Genomic DNA, 16,730 nt, shown 5'->3' with positions numbered 1-16,730 from the left:
AGTTCACACCAAACAACAAACTCTCTATCAGTTTCTGTTTTCACAAAATACCTACCACCTTCTAATTCCGGATAAACATTTTTAATTTTCATCTTAAACACGAATGTAAACCGAATATTAACCGAATGTAACCAAATATTCGGTTGTATTCGGTGTTTTTATTCGGTGCAGTTATTCGGGTGTGGTTACTGGGCTTCTCTTAAAAATTTTGCTGCTTCTTCCGGTGGTGTCGGATTTATATAAAAACCAGTTCCCCATTCAAATCCTGCGACTCTTGTTAATCTTGGCATCATTTCAATATGCCAGTGATAGTGTAACAGTTTTCCAGTTCGGCAGGGTGAATTATGAATAATAAAATTATACGGTGGGTTTTCAAGTGCTCTGTTCATTCTACCATTGATATCTCTTAAAATCACCGCAAGATTAACAACCTCATGTTTTTGTAAATCCTCAAAAACGGCGGAATGTACTTTCGGAAGTATCCATGTCTCAAATGGGAACCTTGATGCAAACGGTGCAATACAGATAAAATCCTCGTTTTCTGAGACAAGCCGAATATTTGATTCAACTTCTTCGTGGATAATATCGCAATATACGCATCGTTCTTTATACTCGTAATAATTTCTACCGCCTTCTAACTCCTGTTTTACCCGAACTGGCACTGTTGGCATTGCGATAATTTGAGAATGTGGATGGACAAGCGAGGCGCCTGCTGCTGAACCGTGATTTTTGAATACTAAAATATATTCAAACCGGATATCTTTTTTTAAATCCAGCATTCTATCACGCCATGCCCATATAATCTCTTCTACATCTTTATTTGCTAACTCGGCGAATGCAGCATTATGTTTTGCGGTTTCAATAACCACCTCATGTGCGCCGAGTCCGTCCATAAAATCAAACATACCTTCACCATGGCGGTTTAGATTTCCTTCAATTCGCAGTGCAGGGTATTTATTAGGAACAACTCGCACCCACCAGCCTTTTTCATCTTTTTTTGTGCCGGGCTCGCGGAATGATAAAATCTCTGATGGTGTTTTGGTTTCGTTACCAGGACAGAACGGGCAGCCACTATTATAGTTTTCTAAATTTTCAGCTGCTCCCTCACCCTTCTCAAAATCTGGTTGAATTTTTCCGCGTTCTGTAGTGATAATTACCCATCTTCCAATAACAGGGTCTCGTCTTAGTTCAGGCATTTTGTTCTCCTATATAAAATCAATTAAAAATGAATTTTTAATTGCTGTACTATCTTCCCTCTTGTTGCTGTTTATGATAGGTATCAATCAGCGGCTGGGCGACGAATGGTGGTGCTTCTTCATAATGTGAAAATTTCATTTTGAAACTACCAGCACCTTTGGTAATAGACCGCAGATCAGTTGCATAACTTAATACTTCAGATAATGGTGTGGTAGCGATAACTTTCTGTTTTTTGCCGCCCACCGCCCTACCCACCCTACCACCAAGTTGTTCCATACCCATTATTCTGCCTCGTCTGGCATTCAGGTCACCCATCACCGCACCCATATACTCGTCTGGGATTATAACTTCCAGTTCTGCAATTGGCTCCAGGATGCACGGTTTGGATTCGGTTACACCTTTTTTTAATGCCATACTACCTGCAATTTTAAACGCCATATCAGATGAATCAACCTCGTGATAACTACCATCATAGAGTGTTACGCTGATATCAGTCACAGGATACCCGGAGATTACACCTTGTTCCATCGCTTCTTTAACTCCTTTTTCAACAGCAGGTATATAGTTTCTGGGGATTCTGCCTTCACGAATTGCGTTAATAAATTCAAACCCCTTCCCGCGTTCAAGCGGCTCTATCTTAAGCCAGCAATCGCCATATTGCCCGCGACCACCTGTCTGGCGTTTATATTTTCCCTGGACTTCTGCTTTGCCTTTGACGGTTTCTCTATATGCGACTTTTGGTGGTTTTAAATCTACATCAATCCCATATCTGCCTTTTACACGATTAACAGCAATCTCTATATGTAACGCACCCAGCCCGGAAAGTATCAATTCTTTTGTTTCTACATTATAAAAAGTTTTTAATGTCGGGTCTTCGCGGGTCATTGATTGGAGCGCATTGGCGACTTTTTCTTCTTCACCTTTAGATTTTGGGAAAACAGCCATGCTGATATTAGGTTCCGGAAAAAGTAGTGGCTTGATTTTATCCGCAAGCGATTCATCACCAAGTATATCGTTAGTTTGTGTTTCTTTTAATTTAACTGCAACAATAATATCACCTGCGGCTGCTTCTGTAATTTCAGTCCGTTTCTTACCAAGCATGGTACAAAGTGTGCCTAATCGCTCAGTTGTTCGTCGGGTAGTATTTTTTATATCCTGACCTTGTGTAATTTTGCCAGAATAAATTTTTAGAAACGATAGTGTTCCTGTTTGCGGCTCAATCGCACTTTTGAAAACCTGTAATAGAACTTTGTCAGAATCAGGTAGTGTTGTAGCAGAAACTGGGGCAGGTAAAAAGTTAACTATAAAATCTGTCAATTGAGCACAGCCGATATTTTTTGTCGCACTCCCGCATAAAACAGGAATCACTGCTTTTTTGAGTATCGCGGTCTTAAATGTATTTACAAGTTCAGCCTGCGTGATTTCTTTACCTTCAAGATATTTCTCTATCAATGTATCGTCAGTTGATGCAACTGCTTCTATAAACTGTTCACGCAGCTGGCTGGCAGGGTTTTCTATTGCTGAATCAACTTTGGAAAAATTTGGTCCTGTATCATTCGGGATAAAAGTAAGCGCTGTAATATTACTAAACTCTTTAAGTTGTGCTACAACTTTTGAGAAATCAACATTTTCTTTGTCCAGTTTATTGATAAAAATTATTTTAGGCTGAGAACAAATTTCCCATAGATTTTCAAATGTTGCATCAATCAGCAATGATGAAGAAGCATCCAGTACAAAAATTACTGTATCGGCTACTGCGAATGCTGGAATCGTTTCACCGATAAAATCGGAATAGCCAGGTGTATCAAGAATATTTATTTTTGTATTACCGGCGGTATCAAACGAAATTAAAGATGTATAGATTGAAGAAGTACGCGAAAGCTCGTCAGGATTATAATCGCTTACTGTATTGCCTTCTTCAACTCGTCCAAGCCGATTTGTTATCTTTGCATTAAATAAAATCGCTTCAATCAGTGATGTCTTTCCACTACCTGCACTACCTACGATTGCTACATTCCTGATTTTGTCTTTTGAGTAGTTCATTAATGTTGTCTCCTTTTTCGTCTACTGATTTCTAAATTCTCTTGCTTTTTTGTTTATGTAATCTATTCTTTCTTTTTCTGACATATTCTTTAAGACCTCATATCTTTTTATCATTCCCTCATGTAATTCCCTCATCATCGGGTCATTCTTAAATTCTTCCTTCGGGTTCGCCTTCGGCTTCTCTAATATCTTACTCATACTCACCTCCCCCTAATTCCAATGGACTTTCTATTTCTATCTCACGATAACCATGTAACAAATTTACTGCCTTTACTTTTCTTCTTGTCTCGTGATTTACCAGATGCATAAAATTCCAACTTACCAGAACCCTTATATCATTTATGGTTGCTATTGCTAAATGGACAGCGTCTTCATAGTATAATTCCGGGATTATGTCATTTTCTATATATATTCTCGCTAACTTTTCTCCTTCAAGAGTTACCTCAAAACTTTTTATCCCTTTTACCAAATTCAATAGTCCGGTACGTTTTGTCTCGTCCTTCGTGTCTTCTAATTCTCTTTCAACTATTTTTGAAATATATACATCATATCTCTTAAATAATATTTCTTTCCACCATTTCTGAGTTATCCTTTGACGCTTCTTTTCCCGACTATCAAAATATGCACTCGGTACACTTGCATCCAAATATATTTTCTCTTTCATACTCAGTTCCCTATTACTCATTTATCTCTTCCAGCGACGGAAGTTCGTCGGTTGATTTCAGCCCAAAATATATAAGAAACTGTTGGGTTGTTCCATATAGGAATGGTGTCCCAACAGTATCTTTTCTACCGCAGGTTCTTACCAGATTTTTTTCTATCAGTGTTTTTAATACCGCACTTACCTCTACACCACGAATCGCTTCAATTTCTGCACGGGTTATTGGCTGCTTGTAAGCAATAATTGCTAATGTCTCCAGTGCCGATGATGAAAGTTTAAGTGTTGTTTCTTCCTTGTATAATTTTTTTATAAAACCCGCAAACTCTTTTCTTGTTGTTAGTTGCCAGCCTTCAGCAATCTCAATAATTTGTAGTGCGGATTGGTTTGTTTCATATTCCGTTTTTAATTCGGCAATTGCATGTTTTATTTCATTCGCAGTTTTTTCTGTTATCTGTATCAGTGTTTCTAATTGTAGTGGAGTTTGTGCTACAAACAAAAGTGCTTCTATAATTTTTTTAAGTTCCATATAACATCTCGCTGATTTACGCCAATCACAACGCTGATTACCGCTGATATGTCATGCTGAATTTATTTCAGCATCTCATTAAACCCTGAAATCGTAGATCCTGAACTTGATTCATGGCAAGGTTCAGGGTGACACTCTGTGTCATCTGCGGACATCTGCGTTCATATCTGCGGACATCTGCGTTCTTCTATAGATTCGTATTTCAGAAAACATCTGATTCTGTCGCACATAAACCTGCCCGATTTTTATCAACTCCAGCAATGCGAGAAATGTTACTATAACTGATAGCCGCGTCTCAGTTTCTGAAAAAATTGTATAAAACGAAACAAATCGTTTACCTTCCAAAAATGAAAGTATGACCCTGATTTTTTCTTCTATAGTATATTCCTCTTTTATTATTTCTTTTGAGACCGTTTGTGCTTTTTCAAGTACATTCCTGAATGCATCTAATAAATCAAACAGGGTTACTTCAAGCCCAAAATCGTCTTCAGTGAACTCCGGCTTGACTTTACGGTAGAAAATATCTTTTTGTGCGTCTAAACTGGTTCGCAATTTTGTTGATGCCGCTTTGAACTTTTTATACTCTAAAAGCCGTTTGACAAGTTCATCTCGTGGGTCAACAAGTTCTTCGTCATCTTTGTCAGTTTCAGTTACTGGGAGAAGCATTTTTGATTTTATCCGCATCAGCGTTGCAGCCATTACCAGGAACTCGCCCGCGACCTCTAAATTTAATTGTTTCATCAGTTCAAGATATGCGAGATAATCTGATGTGATTTTAGAAATAGGAATATCGTAAATATCTAAATCGTTTTTTTGGATGAGATGTAACAAAAGGTCCAACGGACCTTCAAAAACTTCTAACTTTACTCCATATTCCATATTCTTACAGATTTTCTTATTTCAGACATTGTTCTTTCGGCAATATATCTTGCTTTCTTACAGCCATCTTTAAGTATTTGCTTGATTTGGTCAGAGTTTTGTTTGAGTTCTTTCTGTTTTTTTTGTATCGGCTTAAGCGATTCTATTATTTCTGATGTAAGCATTTGCTTACATTTTACACAGCCGATTTGTCCATTTTGGCAGAGCAGTTCCAACTCTTTATAATTTTTTGAATAGATTACCTGTAATGCAAAAACAGGACATATATCAGGATGGCCTTTGTCCGTCGGATGAATTCTTGCCGGGTCGGTTATATACGAAGCCACCTTTTTAGAAATTGTTTCAGGTTCGTCTGACAGGTAGATACAGTTATTGTATGATTTTGACATTTTTCGGCCATCTGTTCCTGGTACTTTTGGTGTTTTTGTAAGAATCGCCTGCGGCTCAGTTAAAATTTTACCAACCTTGCCATAGAATGAATTAAATCTTCTTGCAATTTCTCTTGTTAATTCTAAATGGGGTAGTTGGTCTTCACCAACTGGTACTTTATCTGCTTTGTATATAAGTATGTCTGCTGACTGTAAAACAGGATAGCCCAGGAAACCATATGTTCGCAGATCGCGTGTTTTTATTTCTTTCAATTGTTCTTTATATGTTGGACATCTTTCAAGCCATGGCAGTGGAATAATCATTGACAGCAGCAGATGCAGTTCTGCATGTTCCAGAATTTGGGATTGCACGAAAATTGTAGATTTTTCTGCATCAAGCCCGACAGAAAGCCAATCCACAACCATATCATATGTATCAGCGATTATCCTGGCTGTATCCTCATATTCAGTTGTCAGGGCATGCCAGTCAGCGACGAAATAAAAACACGCATAACTCTTCTGGAGTTGAACCCAGTTTGAAAGTGCGCCGTGCAGATGACCAAGATGCAGTTTGCCTGACGGCCTCATACCTGATAAAACTCTTTGTCTCATAAAATTTATCCTTAAATTTTTAATTTTTAATTTTTAACTTTTAATTGATTTAATTTACACTCCCATAAAAAGCAGTTTCTGTAAAATTGCGACAATCATCCAGAGAAAATCAAGAAAGCCGAATGATAAAAGAATAAATATTATAAAAATTCCAAACCGTTCAAGTTGATTATATTTATATGCAATTTCAGTTGGTAAAAATGCTGAAATTATTCTTGAGCCATCTAAAGGCGGGACTGGAACCAGATTAAACACACCGAGCACCAGATTTATCTGAACATTCATATACAGCAGTTTTATGATAAGATTATTTAGTGGTGTATAGGGGTCAACACCGGTTATCTTAAACAGCCAGATAATAAGTGCAGAAAGCACAGCAAGACAAAAATTAGATACCGGACCAGCCGCACCAATTTTTGCCATATCTTTTACAGGATTATTCAGCCGATACGGATTTATTGGCACCGGTTTCGCCCAGCCAACTAAAACAGGTGCACGAATCAGTATCAAAAGTATCGGTAGAATTACCGTGCCTATCGGGTCTATATGTGGCAGTGGGTTCAGTGTCAGCCGACCTGAAAGTTTTGCAGTATCATCACCACATAAATAAGCGACATAACCATGACAGCATTCATGCACAACAACCGCAAAAAACAATAATGGCACCGCAAGTATCCAATCAATATTTGAAATAGTCATTACTTCCTTTTTGATGCTTCAAGAATAGTTATACCAACAAGTTTTCTATTATTATATCTTAACAATATCCCGTTATTAAGCATCTTACTATTTGTAGCATTTTGGGGACGGTTAAGAGAAATATACAATACATCAGCATTTTTGTCATAATCTACCCAAAAATGTTTTGCTGGAAATTTTACCAAATACGGAACTATGTCAGAAATTTGACCTAATGTTCTTTGAGTTAATGTTGCTTCTGCCATACAATATCCTCCTTTTTTATCTCAGACGTGAAATATAAAACCACCGTTCATCAGTTAAACGAACAGGAACTTTGTTTATTGAGATAACAATATTCATTGATAATAATTATACCAAAAATTTACAAAATTACAAGAAAAAAGTAGACGGCATTTAAATGCCGTCTACTTGTATGCATAATATGGAGCCAAATTTAGAATGCAACGCCCATATTCAGTCCGAGACCAAAACTGAACCCACCGTACTTAAGTTCCATTTTCTGTCCAGCCGCATCAGTTATTGAAGATTCTATCTTGCCCACTATAAATCCAAGTTGTGCGCTTGGTGAAAACGCAAACCCACCCCAATCCCAGCGATATCCAATCCTGCACATCGGACCAAGCATTGAACCACTAACATCTTCAGTTTTGCCAGGAACATACACTGGATTCCAAATATCAGTATAGTCGTAATATCCAATTGACTTAAATGTAACTGTCATCTGGTTTAGATACAACATTGGTCCAATATAGAAACCTTCTATACCTTCTGATTTTCCAGGATAGATATCAACACCTGCACTTACGCCGAAGATAGATGTCTTAAAATCACCAATCTCGTAACTGCCAAACCGAAGAGACCCAAACAATCCCATATTATCTGCGATTTTCGTCTCAAATTCTGCGCTTGGTAAAGCAATAAATAGATTAAATATATTCGTGGTGATAGCAGAATTATGCTCTTGTGCTTTCATAACTGATACTACTGCCAATCCCAACAACAATACCACTAACAACTTTTTTCTCATAAATCATTCCTCCATTCATTAAAATTTGTGCAGATAATCCATCAATATCCGTTATTTAGAGGATTTTTTTTCACCTGCCTTTCCGGATAAGATTTTGACGAATTTACTATATTATACAATTATTACTTTTTTTGTCAAGCAGTTTTTTTACTTCTTCTATTTCTGGTTTAATAAGAATCGGTTCACCGGCGATTTTCATTGCTGAATCAATATCTTTTAACCCGTTTCCAGTAAGAAGACAAACAGCGATTTCATTGTTTTTGATTTTGTTTTCCTGGCGTAATTTTTTAAAACCAGCAAAACTTGTAGCAGCCGCAGGTTCTGAAAAGATACCTTCCTTTTCTGCAATTTCTTTTATTGCCAAAAGAATTTCAGCATCAGAAACCTCTATTGCAACCCCGTTAGATTCCAAAACCGCTTTTACTGCCACAACACCATCGCGAGGCATATCAACTGAAATAGAATCAGCGAGCGTCGTCGCCTTGACAGGTTTTATTTTTAACTCGTGAACTCGTGAACCGCCTTTGCGATGGCATTTGATTTTTCTGACTGGACAGCAACAAGTTGCGGAAGTTTATCAATAAAGCCCAGATTATAAAAATCTTTGAAACCCTTCCAGATTCCAGAAATTATGTTACCATCGCCAACAGGCACAAAAACCTTATCCGGTACTTGCCATTTAAGTTGTTCACATATTTCTAATGCGGCGGTTTTTTTGCCTTCTCGTGTATAAGGATTATAACCAGTTGAACGACAGTACCAGCCGAACTCGTCAGATGCTTTAAGTGATAAATCAAACGCAGCATCATAACTTCCATTGACGGCGATTACTTTAGCACCAAATAGAAGCAGTTGTGCAATTTTCGCTTTAGGCGCTGTTTTAGGCACAAAAATTACACAAGGGAGTTGTAAATTTGCACACATACATGCAAGCGCACAGCCAGCATTACCAGTAGATGCAGTTGTAAAAGTTTTTACGCCGAGTTCTTGCCCTTTTACTACAACTACTGCACTTGCCCTGTCTTTGAATGATGCAGACGGATTTTTTCCATCATCTTTCAGATACAGGTTCACAAAACTATATTTTTTTGAAAGGTTTTCTGCACGATATAAAGGTGTCCAGCCAATTTGTAATTTTGGGAATGGGTTTATTGGACATAAAAAATCAGATTCAAGTGGAAGAACTGGCAGATACCGCCAGATAGAAAAATTTTCATCAGTAGTTAAAGTATCCCGTGTAAATTTTTTCTTTATCTCAGAATAATTGTAGATGACATCTAAATTTCCGCTACAGGAAGGGCAGACATATTTTATTTCTTCACCACTCTTCCCCACCCTTTTTTCAAGATATTCTTTTCCACATTCAATACACTTAAGCCCACTAATATTTTTCATATAAATTGTAACAGTTCAGTGAAGTAGCCGACCATTCATCTCATCTTCAGTTGCGAGCCTTTGGCAAACAAAATTTTTTTAAGAATGCTATTTTTTGCTGTTTGGTGTAATTTGATAAGAGTTTTTTAATACGGGTTTTGACGTGCTCTTTGTTTTCAGAAATTGCAGAGATATTCAACTTGCTGTCAATATATTTTAGAACTTTCTGGTTTTTGAACTCGGATAGTATTTCTTTTGCATTTTTTTCTTCAAGTGTTTTAAGGAATTCGTCGCGGACTCGCGGTGCTGAAACTAACGCCAGCAGATTTTTTTTGACTGCAGTATTCAGCCATTTTTCTGTATTTTTTTCTATTTTGAAATTAAGTCGGTTTGCATATCGTATTGCTCGTAAAATTCTTGTAGGGTCGTCTCTGAAACTGTTTTTATGCAAAACGCGAATTTGCTTTTTTTTGAGGTCCTCAAGACCGCTGCAGATATCAATAATTTTCGGAAGTCGGAAGTCGGAAGTCGGAAGTGGTGTAGCGAGGGCATTGATGGTGAAATCGCGACGTAATAAATCTTCTTTAAGTGATGCAGGTTGAACTAATGGCATTGAGGCAGGTTTTGGATATTTTTCAGTTCTTGCGGTTGCTATATCAATGACAAAACCGTTTTTTAGCTTTAGCGAAGCGGTCAAAAACTTTTTGTAAATTGTAAGTTTTCCATCCAACTTTTTATGAAAATTATTTGCAACCTCTATACCAGTTCCCTCTACTACAAAATCTAAATCAACGCTGTTAAGTTTAAGCAACCTGTCGCGAACAAATCCACCGACAATATAAATTTTGCAGTTGGATTGTTTCTCAATCTGTTGCGCAACTTTTATGTAATGGCTGATTTTATCAATTCCCATATTACTGATAAGCCAATAACCAAAATAGCCGAGCCAATAATTGAACCTGCTGTTAGGAATATGTATGACTTTCGTTTTTTGAGATGCATCAAATGGCTGACAAGCACTGCGGAATACATTCCACCGAAATAAACAGGCATTGCTGCAAGTATAGTAATCCCGAGATATCCAAGTCCACGCACCCGTCTTACCATTCTTGTCCGTTCTACTTTATCCTGTGTTGGAAATTTTCTTGCTATCACTATAGCTAATTTTTTATTCACACCCGCACCTTCAAGCACATAGAAATAAACAAACATCTGAATTATATCGCCTGCAAGCGCAATAAAAAAAGCGCCCCACCAGCCCAGTCCGACAATAAACCCGATTGGTATTACAAAAAACCTGTTTATAAAATAATGTAAAAAGTTGAGTAAAATACCAAGTTCAAACATAGCTCAAAAACCCTGTCGGCTTTTTGTTTCATTAAGTCGTCGTCTGGCTTCTTCCTCTGCAATAAATGAGATATTTTTTATAGAAACAGAAACAAGTGAAGCAACAGACGATAAAAGTATTAAATCATTAACACTAAATGCGTTTTTTTGGTTACTTTTCAAGACAACAAAACCGAGAAATTTGTCTTCAAAATAAAATGCAGATGCAATCACTGATTTTTCAGCGGTCTCAATTATTTCTTTTTGACCGATTATTTTCTGAACAAAAACATCTGATAATGAAATAGTATCTCTATTCTGTCCGTCATTAAATGAGGAATGGACATCAAGTTCGTTAGTGAATTCGTTATACACTGCTATCAGTCCTGAATCCGATTTTCTGAAATGTTTTTTCAGGTTTAAGAATATATTAGTTGCCATCTGGTTCAAGTTTTTTGATGAAGCGATAATTTTTCCAGCATCATAAAGCAGCATTAAATGACTGTTTGTAGTAGAAAGCCGACTTAATATTGTTGACATAATTGCTGATAAGAGTCTCATACCGGTATCCAAATCGCTCTGTATGAGTTCCCAAAATTTTTCTCTCTTTATTACAAGCAGTGTTACATCATCTATTGCTTTAACTGATGCGATTCTTGGTTTATCTTCAAAAAGTGACATTTCGCCAAAGTAATCACCGACGCTAAAAATTGCAAGTGTTTTTGTTTCTGTATTTGAAATCCGCTTAAAAATTTCAACTTGCCCTTCTGCAATAAGACAAAAGACATCCGCAGGTTCACCTTCTTCAAAAATGACTGTATCTTTTTCAACTTTTTTTTCGTCAAGTATTTTTGTGATATTGTCTAATACATTATCAGCCAGCTCTTTAAAAATTTCTACTGATTTCAGGTTCATTTTACACCCCTTTTTTTGCATAATCAACTGATTGTATCTGTATCTTCAAATCTGATGGATTGTTGCTTGTAGCGAGTGCTTCCTCAACGGTAATTACATCATCTTTGTAAAGTGCAAGAAGCGCTTGATTAAACGATTGCGTTTTGTAAAATGATGCGCTGTCTTCAATCGCTTTAGAAATCTGGCCTGTTTTATTGTCAGCAATAAGCGAACGAATAAACGGTGTATTTACCATAATTTCCAGAACTGCAACCATCCCACTACCATCTTTCCGTTTTATAAGTCGTTGTGCAATAACAGCAATAAGAAACAGTGAAAGTTGGAACCTGATTTGGGATTGCTGTTCAGCCGGGAATGTATCAATGATTCTGTCTATTGTTTGTTTAGTATCATTTGTATGCAATGTTGAGATTACGAGATGCCCTGTTTCTGCAGCGGTTATCGCAGTTGAAATCGTTTCCGGGTCACGCATTTCACCAACCAGAATTATATCAGGGTCTTGACGGAGTGCGCTTTTTAATGCAGTTGCGAATGTATTAGTATCAACACCAATTTCCCGCTGGTTTATTATTGATTTTTTATCTGTATGAATATATTCTATCGGGTCTTCAATCGTGATGATATTTTTTTTGAATGAGTCATTGATATAGTTGATGATTGCTGACTGGGTTGTAGATTTTCCGCTGCCTGTTGGTCCTGTGACAAGAATCAGCCCTTGTTTATTAGATGCGACTTCTTTTAAGACAGGTGGCAGATTCAGGTCTTCAAGTGTCGGGATTTTTGTCGGAATAGTTCGGAATACGCAGCCGTAATTTCCTTTCTGGATAAATAATGCACCACGAAACCTGGCAATACCTGGAAGTTCACAGGCAAAATCAAACTCTTTATTTTCCTGAATCTTTTTTTCCTCACCATAGCCGATATATTTTGAAACCAGTTCTTTGATTTTTTGTGATGTTAGTACTTCAACACCATCAATCAGTGGTTCAATATCCCCGTGTATCCTGACCATTGGCGGAAGTCCTGCCTTAAGATGTAAATCAGTTCCCTTTTTTTCAACCATCAGTTTAAGAAGTTCTTCAATATTCATAATTCGCTCCGCTCAATTACCTACCATAAATTGCTGCTTTTACCATTTCCGGATTATGCGCTTTTGCCAATGCATCGTCTATTTTTATACTCCCATCTCTTACAAGTTGTGCAAGTGCTTTATCTAATGAAATCATACCCTGTTTTGCGCCTACTTCTACTGTCTGATATAGTTGGTGTGTTTTGCCTTCTCGGATAAGATTTGTAACTGCTGGTGTAGCAATCATAATTTCTCGTGCAGCAACTCTGGTCATTCCATCCGCGGTTGGGATAAGTGTCTGCGAGATAACCGCCTGTAATGATGTAGAAAGTTGCATTCTTACCTGCTGTTGCTGGTGTGGTGGAAAAACATCAATGATTCTATCTACGGTTGAAGGTGCATCAGTTGTATGGAGTGTTGCAAAAACAAGATGTCCTGTTTCTGCGATTGTTATCGCGGCTGCAATTGTCTCTAAATCACGCATTTCACCGACGAGCACGATATCAGGATCTTCACGAAGTGCATGCTTTAACGCACTGGCAAACGATAGTGTATGCTGTCCTACTTCTCGCTGTGTCACAATGCAGCCTTTAGATTCATAGATAAACTCAATTGGGTCTTCTACAGTAAGAATATGTTCTTTTCGGGTTGTATTTATGATATCTATCAGGCAGGCGAGTGTTGTAGATTTGCCACTGCCGGTTGGACCTGTAACAAGCACAAAGCCTCGTGGTAGATTTGCGAGGTTCGTAATAACCTGTTGGAAACCAAGTTGTTCTGGTGCTGGGATTTTTGTAGAAATTACACGAAGCACCGCACCGATACCATTCCGATGCATAAGCACATTTACTCTAAATCTTGAAACATTCGGGATATTGAATGAACAATCAAGTTCTAATGTTTCTTCAAACTTTCGTTTTTGCTCGTCATAAAGCAGCGAATAGATAAGCCGTTTCGCTTCTTCCGGTGTGATTATTTCAGTAAAGCCCTCAATAGGTCTCATTTCACCAATCAGCCGATACATTGGCGGTTTGCCGACGACGATATGGATATCTGAAGCACCTTTTTTTACAGCGGTTGTTAGAATATCAAAAATTTCCATCATACCTCCAATGATTCTACCCAACTTTAGTTGGGGTTAGAATTTTGTAGCTGTGAATTTTCAGCTCACGATTACGGCGGTTGAAAATCGCCGGCTACAAATCCAACACAACCGACGCTAAAGCGTCGTAGAACTAATAATAGCAATTCAAAATGTAAAATGTAAAATTAAAAAAATGTTCCTGCTGGTATACTGAATATTGATTGAAAACTGCAGTTTGTACATATCCCTTTTTTTGTATCACAGAAATCCCTGAATATCTGCAATAGTCCTTGCTGGATTCGTTCATTTCTTTTTCTAAAACTCCCAAAACCAACCCGCCAAGAAGTGATTCGTGCAAGACGGTTTATAGATATTGCCGGCTGTTTCAGCCACCACTGATAGATACTTTTTTGCTCATCAGGTTTCTGGTAGACAGCGAGCGCCAGCGGTAAAAAAGTATTTATAAGGATTAGCAAAAATCGCTCCTCACCAATAAGTGCGACTGGTTTTGTGAGTTTTTTAGAAGTAAAAGTTGTTCTATAAGACCAGAATGATGGTATGGCTGGCTTTAATTTTTCTAAAAATTTTTTCAGATTCAATTTATTACTCAGAATATCTGTACAAAAATGCTGAAAAACTTGTTCAAACCCGGTATCAATATATTCCGAAACAATAAGTGCTGTAGCTGCGAGCCGTCTGTATGGAAAATTATAAGGTCTTAACCCACGAAATTTCCAGCTTTCTTTTTTCATAACTTCGTGAGGTAAAATGTTTTGTCTTAATACCTTCCAGATTTTTTTGATTTTTTGAATATATTCTTTAGCTTCGTCGTCAAGCATTTCAATCTTTTCTATTTCCGGGATAAGTCCTACGATACCAAAAAAAAGTGATTCAACTCTTAAATGTTTCTCTTCAAACTTTTCTAATTTAATTATCTCGTCTATTCTTTTGAGTGGCAGGATTTCAGATAATTTTCTAAAATTGTCTCTGTTAGGCCCGTATCCAAGACCATCCACGATACCATTATAGATTATATCATTTATTGAATTACTTTTATCAGACAACTGTAATTTCAACAGTTCTGATTTCAGTTTTATTTTTTCATCACCTGCAAGCCCGATGATATGTTCAAGCAAAGTATATTTTCGTGCTGTATAATTGGCGCATTTCCCGGCACGTACTTTGCTTGAATACGGATAGTTTTCAATCTCAAAGTTATTATCAATAATTTCTAAATCGTCATCTATACAGTTAATCAGTTCAAGTGTCGGGACTATTTTTTTATTCTGAGTTATTGTATTAGTAATAATTCCCTTATCCCCCTTATCCCCCTTATCCCCCTTACCATCCCTTACTCCCCCGCTGCCTTTATGCCATAAAAAAACATGCAGAATTACGGTATTAAACTGTTTGTTTTTATAATGCCCGTGTGCTTTCCAGTCGGATGAATAAATATCAACCTCAACATCACCTGAAAGTTCTTGACCGTTTATATTTATTTTTGCATTCTTGAAATCAGGACCTTCGTCAAAATTCCACTCACCAGGCGAGATTATAGAAAGCCGTTGCCCGTCAGTAGTTATCAAACCACGCCGTTCAATCTTCTGGTCAAACCAAATAGTTTTTACCAGTTTTTCAGTAACCGGCTGTGCGGTTGCAGTATATGGTTTTTCTGCTTCTTTTATAAAAACAGAATCTCTCAGTTTTCTGTATTGGTCTGTAAAACTTGTCGGATTGTGAAACTTTAATTCATCAAAGTATTTCATTTTTTGGACGCCGATTACGCAGATGACACAAAGTGTCATTCCCGAATGTTCCCCGATAACGAATTTCGGGGACAGGCTCTATCGGGAATCCATAGTCGCAAATTACGCAGATATTTCTTAATCTTTTTATTTTTTATTTTTAATTTTTAATTTTTTTATATAGACCTTTTTCATCACATCGCCGATTTGGATTTTATAAACAACATCAAGTCCTTCTATGACCTGACCAAAAACGGTATATTTACCGTCTAAAAATGGCTGAGGTCCCAAACAGATATAAAACTGACTACCCGCAGAATCCGGGTCTTGTGCTCTCGCCATTGCAACAGTGCCATCAAGATGTGGTCGTTTATTAAATTCAGCTTTGATTTTATAGCCAGGGTCACCCGTCCCGTTGCCTTTTGGGCAGCCGCCTTGAATAACAAAGTTTGGTACTACCCTGTGGAATTTCAAGCCGTTATAAAACTTTTTTCGGGCAAGTTTCTTGAAATTCGCAACTGTATTCGGTGCATCCTGCTCAAAAAACTCAAACTTTATTACACCCCTATCCGTTTCAATAACTGCAACTTCTTTCGCCTTGCCGTAAAGGCAGGAAGCAGGAAGCAGGAAGCAGGAAGTAAGAAGTAAGAAAATAAAAAACTGAACTACTTTAACCTTTTTCGCATGAGGCGAATTCGCCTTTGGCGGAAACCTTTTACCTTTAACTTGCATTTTGTTCCTCCTTTCTCAAAAATTCTACTAACTCGTCAAGCCCCAAAAATACTTCTATCGTATAGTCGGTAAATACAGTATTGCTTGACTGTTTTTTTACTGTCTCATAATCATTTATTGCTTTTTGTTTTAATAAAGTTTTATCACTTTTGCAGTTGTGATTATAAATATAAAACAACTGATGTTTTTTCTCATCGTGATACAATAAAAATTTTTCATAATAAAATAAAAGCCCGCAGAAAGGACAAACTACAACATTCATCTGCCCGTCTAAAATCATTTCTTTTAAGTCAGGATCTGTCGTAACATTCACAGAGTCCCACAAATCCCACTCAAAACTTTTTCCGCAAGAGCATTTTATTTCCTGTTTCTGACAAAATGACATATATGAATTATAACAAAAAAAATAAAAAAATGCAAATAAAAAAACTGATTATTATTCCAAATTCGTGTTATCTACGGGAACAAAA

The 16,730-nt window shown here is 37.2% G+C and carries 20 protein-coding genes; all 20 read right to left on the bottom strand.

The features are described from left to right. Positions 1 to 185 precede the first annotated feature (185 nt). Positions 186 to 1,196 carry a galactose-1-phosphate uridylyltransferase gene (gene galT, locus AB1349_05175; GenBank protein MEW6556731.1) on the bottom strand — a complete coding sequence of 337 codons (1,011 nt, stop codon included), beginning with the start codon at positions 1,194 to 1,196 and terminating at the stop codon, positions 186 to 188. A gap of 49 nt (positions 1,197 to 1,245) precedes the next feature. After that, positions 1,246 to 3,240 (bottom strand): elongation factor G, encoded by a 1,995-nt coding sequence (gene fusA, locus AB1349_05170; protein ID MEW6556730.1) that lies wholly within the window; start codon positions 3,238 to 3,240, stop codon positions 1,246 to 1,248. Between the two features lie 21 nt (positions 3,241 to 3,261). Beyond that, positions 3,262 to 3,438 carry a hypothetical protein gene (locus AB1349_05165; protein ID MEW6556729.1) on the bottom strand — a complete coding sequence of 59 codons (177 nt, stop codon included), beginning with the start codon at positions 3,436 to 3,438 and terminating at the stop codon, positions 3,262 to 3,264. Next, entirely contained in the window at positions 3,431 to 3,925 is a 495-nt protein-coding gene (locus AB1349_05160; GenBank protein MEW6556728.1) for a type II toxin-antitoxin system VapC family toxin, read from the bottom strand. The genes AB1349_05165 and AB1349_05160 overlap by 8 nt, the downstream gene beginning before the upstream one ends. Then, on the bottom strand, positions 3,918 to 4,427 hold the full coding sequence (scpB, locus tag AB1349_05155; protein MEW6556727.1) for an SMC-Scp complex subunit ScpB: 510 nt from the start codon (positions 4,425 to 4,427) through the stop codon (positions 3,918 to 3,920). The genes AB1349_05160 and scpB overlap by 8 nt, the downstream gene beginning before the upstream one ends. 141 nt (positions 4,428 to 4,568) lie before the next feature. Next, a complete protein-coding gene (locus tag AB1349_05150; GenBank protein MEW6556726.1) occupies positions 4,569 to 5,306 on the bottom strand; it encodes a segregation/condensation protein A in 738 nt (245 codons plus the stop codon). After that, entirely contained in the window at positions 5,291 to 6,286 is a 996-nt protein-coding gene (gene trpS / locus AB1349_05145) for a tryptophan--tRNA ligase (protein MEW6556725.1), read from the bottom strand. The genes AB1349_05150 and trpS overlap by 16 nt, the downstream gene beginning before the upstream one ends. Before the next feature lie 54 nt (positions 6,287 to 6,340). Then, positions 6,341 to 6,985, bottom strand: a complete 645-nt coding sequence (locus AB1349_05140) for a site-2 protease family protein (GenBank protein ID MEW6556724.1) — start codon at positions 6,983 to 6,985, stop codon at positions 6,341 to 6,343. Further along, positions 6,985 to 7,230: a DUF2283 domain-containing protein gene (locus AB1349_05135; protein MEW6556723.1), complete on the bottom strand. Its 246-nt coding sequence runs from the start codon at positions 7,228 to 7,230 to the stop codon at positions 6,985 to 6,987. The genes AB1349_05140 and AB1349_05135 overlap by 1 nt, the downstream gene beginning before the upstream one ends. Before the next feature lie 191 nt (positions 7,231 to 7,421). Next, on the bottom strand, positions 7,422 to 8,015 hold the full coding sequence (locus tag AB1349_05130) for a DUF3575 domain-containing protein (GenBank protein MEW6556722.1): 594 nt from the start codon (positions 8,013 to 8,015) through the stop codon (positions 7,422 to 7,424). Positions 8,016 to 8,121: 106 nt separating this feature from the next. Continuing rightward, on the bottom strand, positions 8,122 to 8,463 hold the full coding sequence (locus AB1349_05125; GenBank protein MEW6556721.1) for a pyridoxal-phosphate dependent enzyme: 342 nt from the start codon (positions 8,461 to 8,463) through the stop codon (positions 8,122 to 8,124). 50 nt (positions 8,464 to 8,513) lie between these two features. Next, positions 8,514 to 9,410: a pyridoxal-phosphate dependent enzyme gene (locus AB1349_05120; GenBank protein ID MEW6556720.1), complete on the bottom strand. Its 897-nt coding sequence runs from the start codon at positions 9,408 to 9,410 to the stop codon at positions 8,514 to 8,516. Between the two features lie 46 nt (positions 9,411 to 9,456). After that, the gene (locus AB1349_05115) at positions 9,457 to 10,302 is read right to left on the bottom strand and encodes a hypothetical protein (GenBank protein MEW6556719.1); all 846 of its coding nucleotides are present in this window, start codon (positions 10,300 to 10,302) and stop codon (positions 9,457 to 9,459) included. Beyond that, on the bottom strand, positions 10,272 to 10,736 hold the full coding sequence (locus AB1349_05110; protein ID MEW6556718.1) for a small multi-drug export protein: 465 nt from the start codon (positions 10,734 to 10,736) through the stop codon (positions 10,272 to 10,274). The genes AB1349_05115 and AB1349_05110 overlap by 31 nt, the downstream gene beginning before the upstream one ends. Positions 10,737 to 10,739: 3 nt before the next feature. After that, positions 10,740 to 11,630, bottom strand: a complete 891-nt coding sequence (locus AB1349_05105) for a cyclic nucleotide-binding domain-containing protein (GenBank protein ID MEW6556717.1) — start codon at positions 11,628 to 11,630, stop codon at positions 10,740 to 10,742. 1 nt (position 11,631) lies between these two features. Next, the gene (locus AB1349_05100; protein MEW6556716.1) at positions 11,632 to 12,720 is read right to left on the bottom strand and encodes a type IV pilus twitching motility protein PilT; all 1,089 of its coding nucleotides are present in this window, start codon (positions 12,718 to 12,720) and stop codon (positions 11,632 to 11,634) included. A 16-nt stretch (positions 12,721 to 12,736) separates the two neighbouring features. After that, positions 12,737 to 13,804 carry a type IV pilus twitching motility protein PilT gene (locus AB1349_05095; GenBank protein MEW6556715.1) on the bottom strand — a complete coding sequence of 356 codons (1,068 nt, stop codon included), beginning with the start codon at positions 13,802 to 13,804 and terminating at the stop codon, positions 12,737 to 12,739. Positions 13,805 to 13,968: 164 nt separating this feature from the next. Beyond that, entirely contained in the window at positions 13,969 to 15,588 is a 1,620-nt protein-coding gene (locus AB1349_05090; GenBank protein ID MEW6556714.1) for a DUF2851 family protein, read from the bottom strand. An 87-nt stretch (positions 15,589 to 15,675) separates the two neighbouring features. After that, positions 15,676 to 16,260 (bottom strand): peptidylprolyl isomerase, encoded by a 585-nt coding sequence (locus tag AB1349_05085; protein MEW6556713.1) that lies wholly within the window; start codon positions 16,258 to 16,260, stop codon positions 15,676 to 15,678. Then, positions 16,250 to 16,645 (bottom strand): CpXC domain-containing protein, encoded by a 396-nt coding sequence (locus tag AB1349_05080; protein ID MEW6556712.1) that lies wholly within the window; start codon positions 16,643 to 16,645, stop codon positions 16,250 to 16,252. The genes AB1349_05085 and AB1349_05080 overlap by 11 nt, the downstream gene beginning before the upstream one ends. Positions 16,646 to 16,730: the final 85 nt, after the last annotated feature.

The organism is Elusimicrobiota bacterium (assembly GCA_040757695.1).
Taxonomy (GTDB): domain Bacteria; phylum Elusimicrobiota; class UBA8919; order UBA8919; family UBA8919; genus JBFLWK01.
Note: the sequence above shows the minus strand (reverse complement) of the source record. Positions and strands in the feature narration are given on the sequence as shown.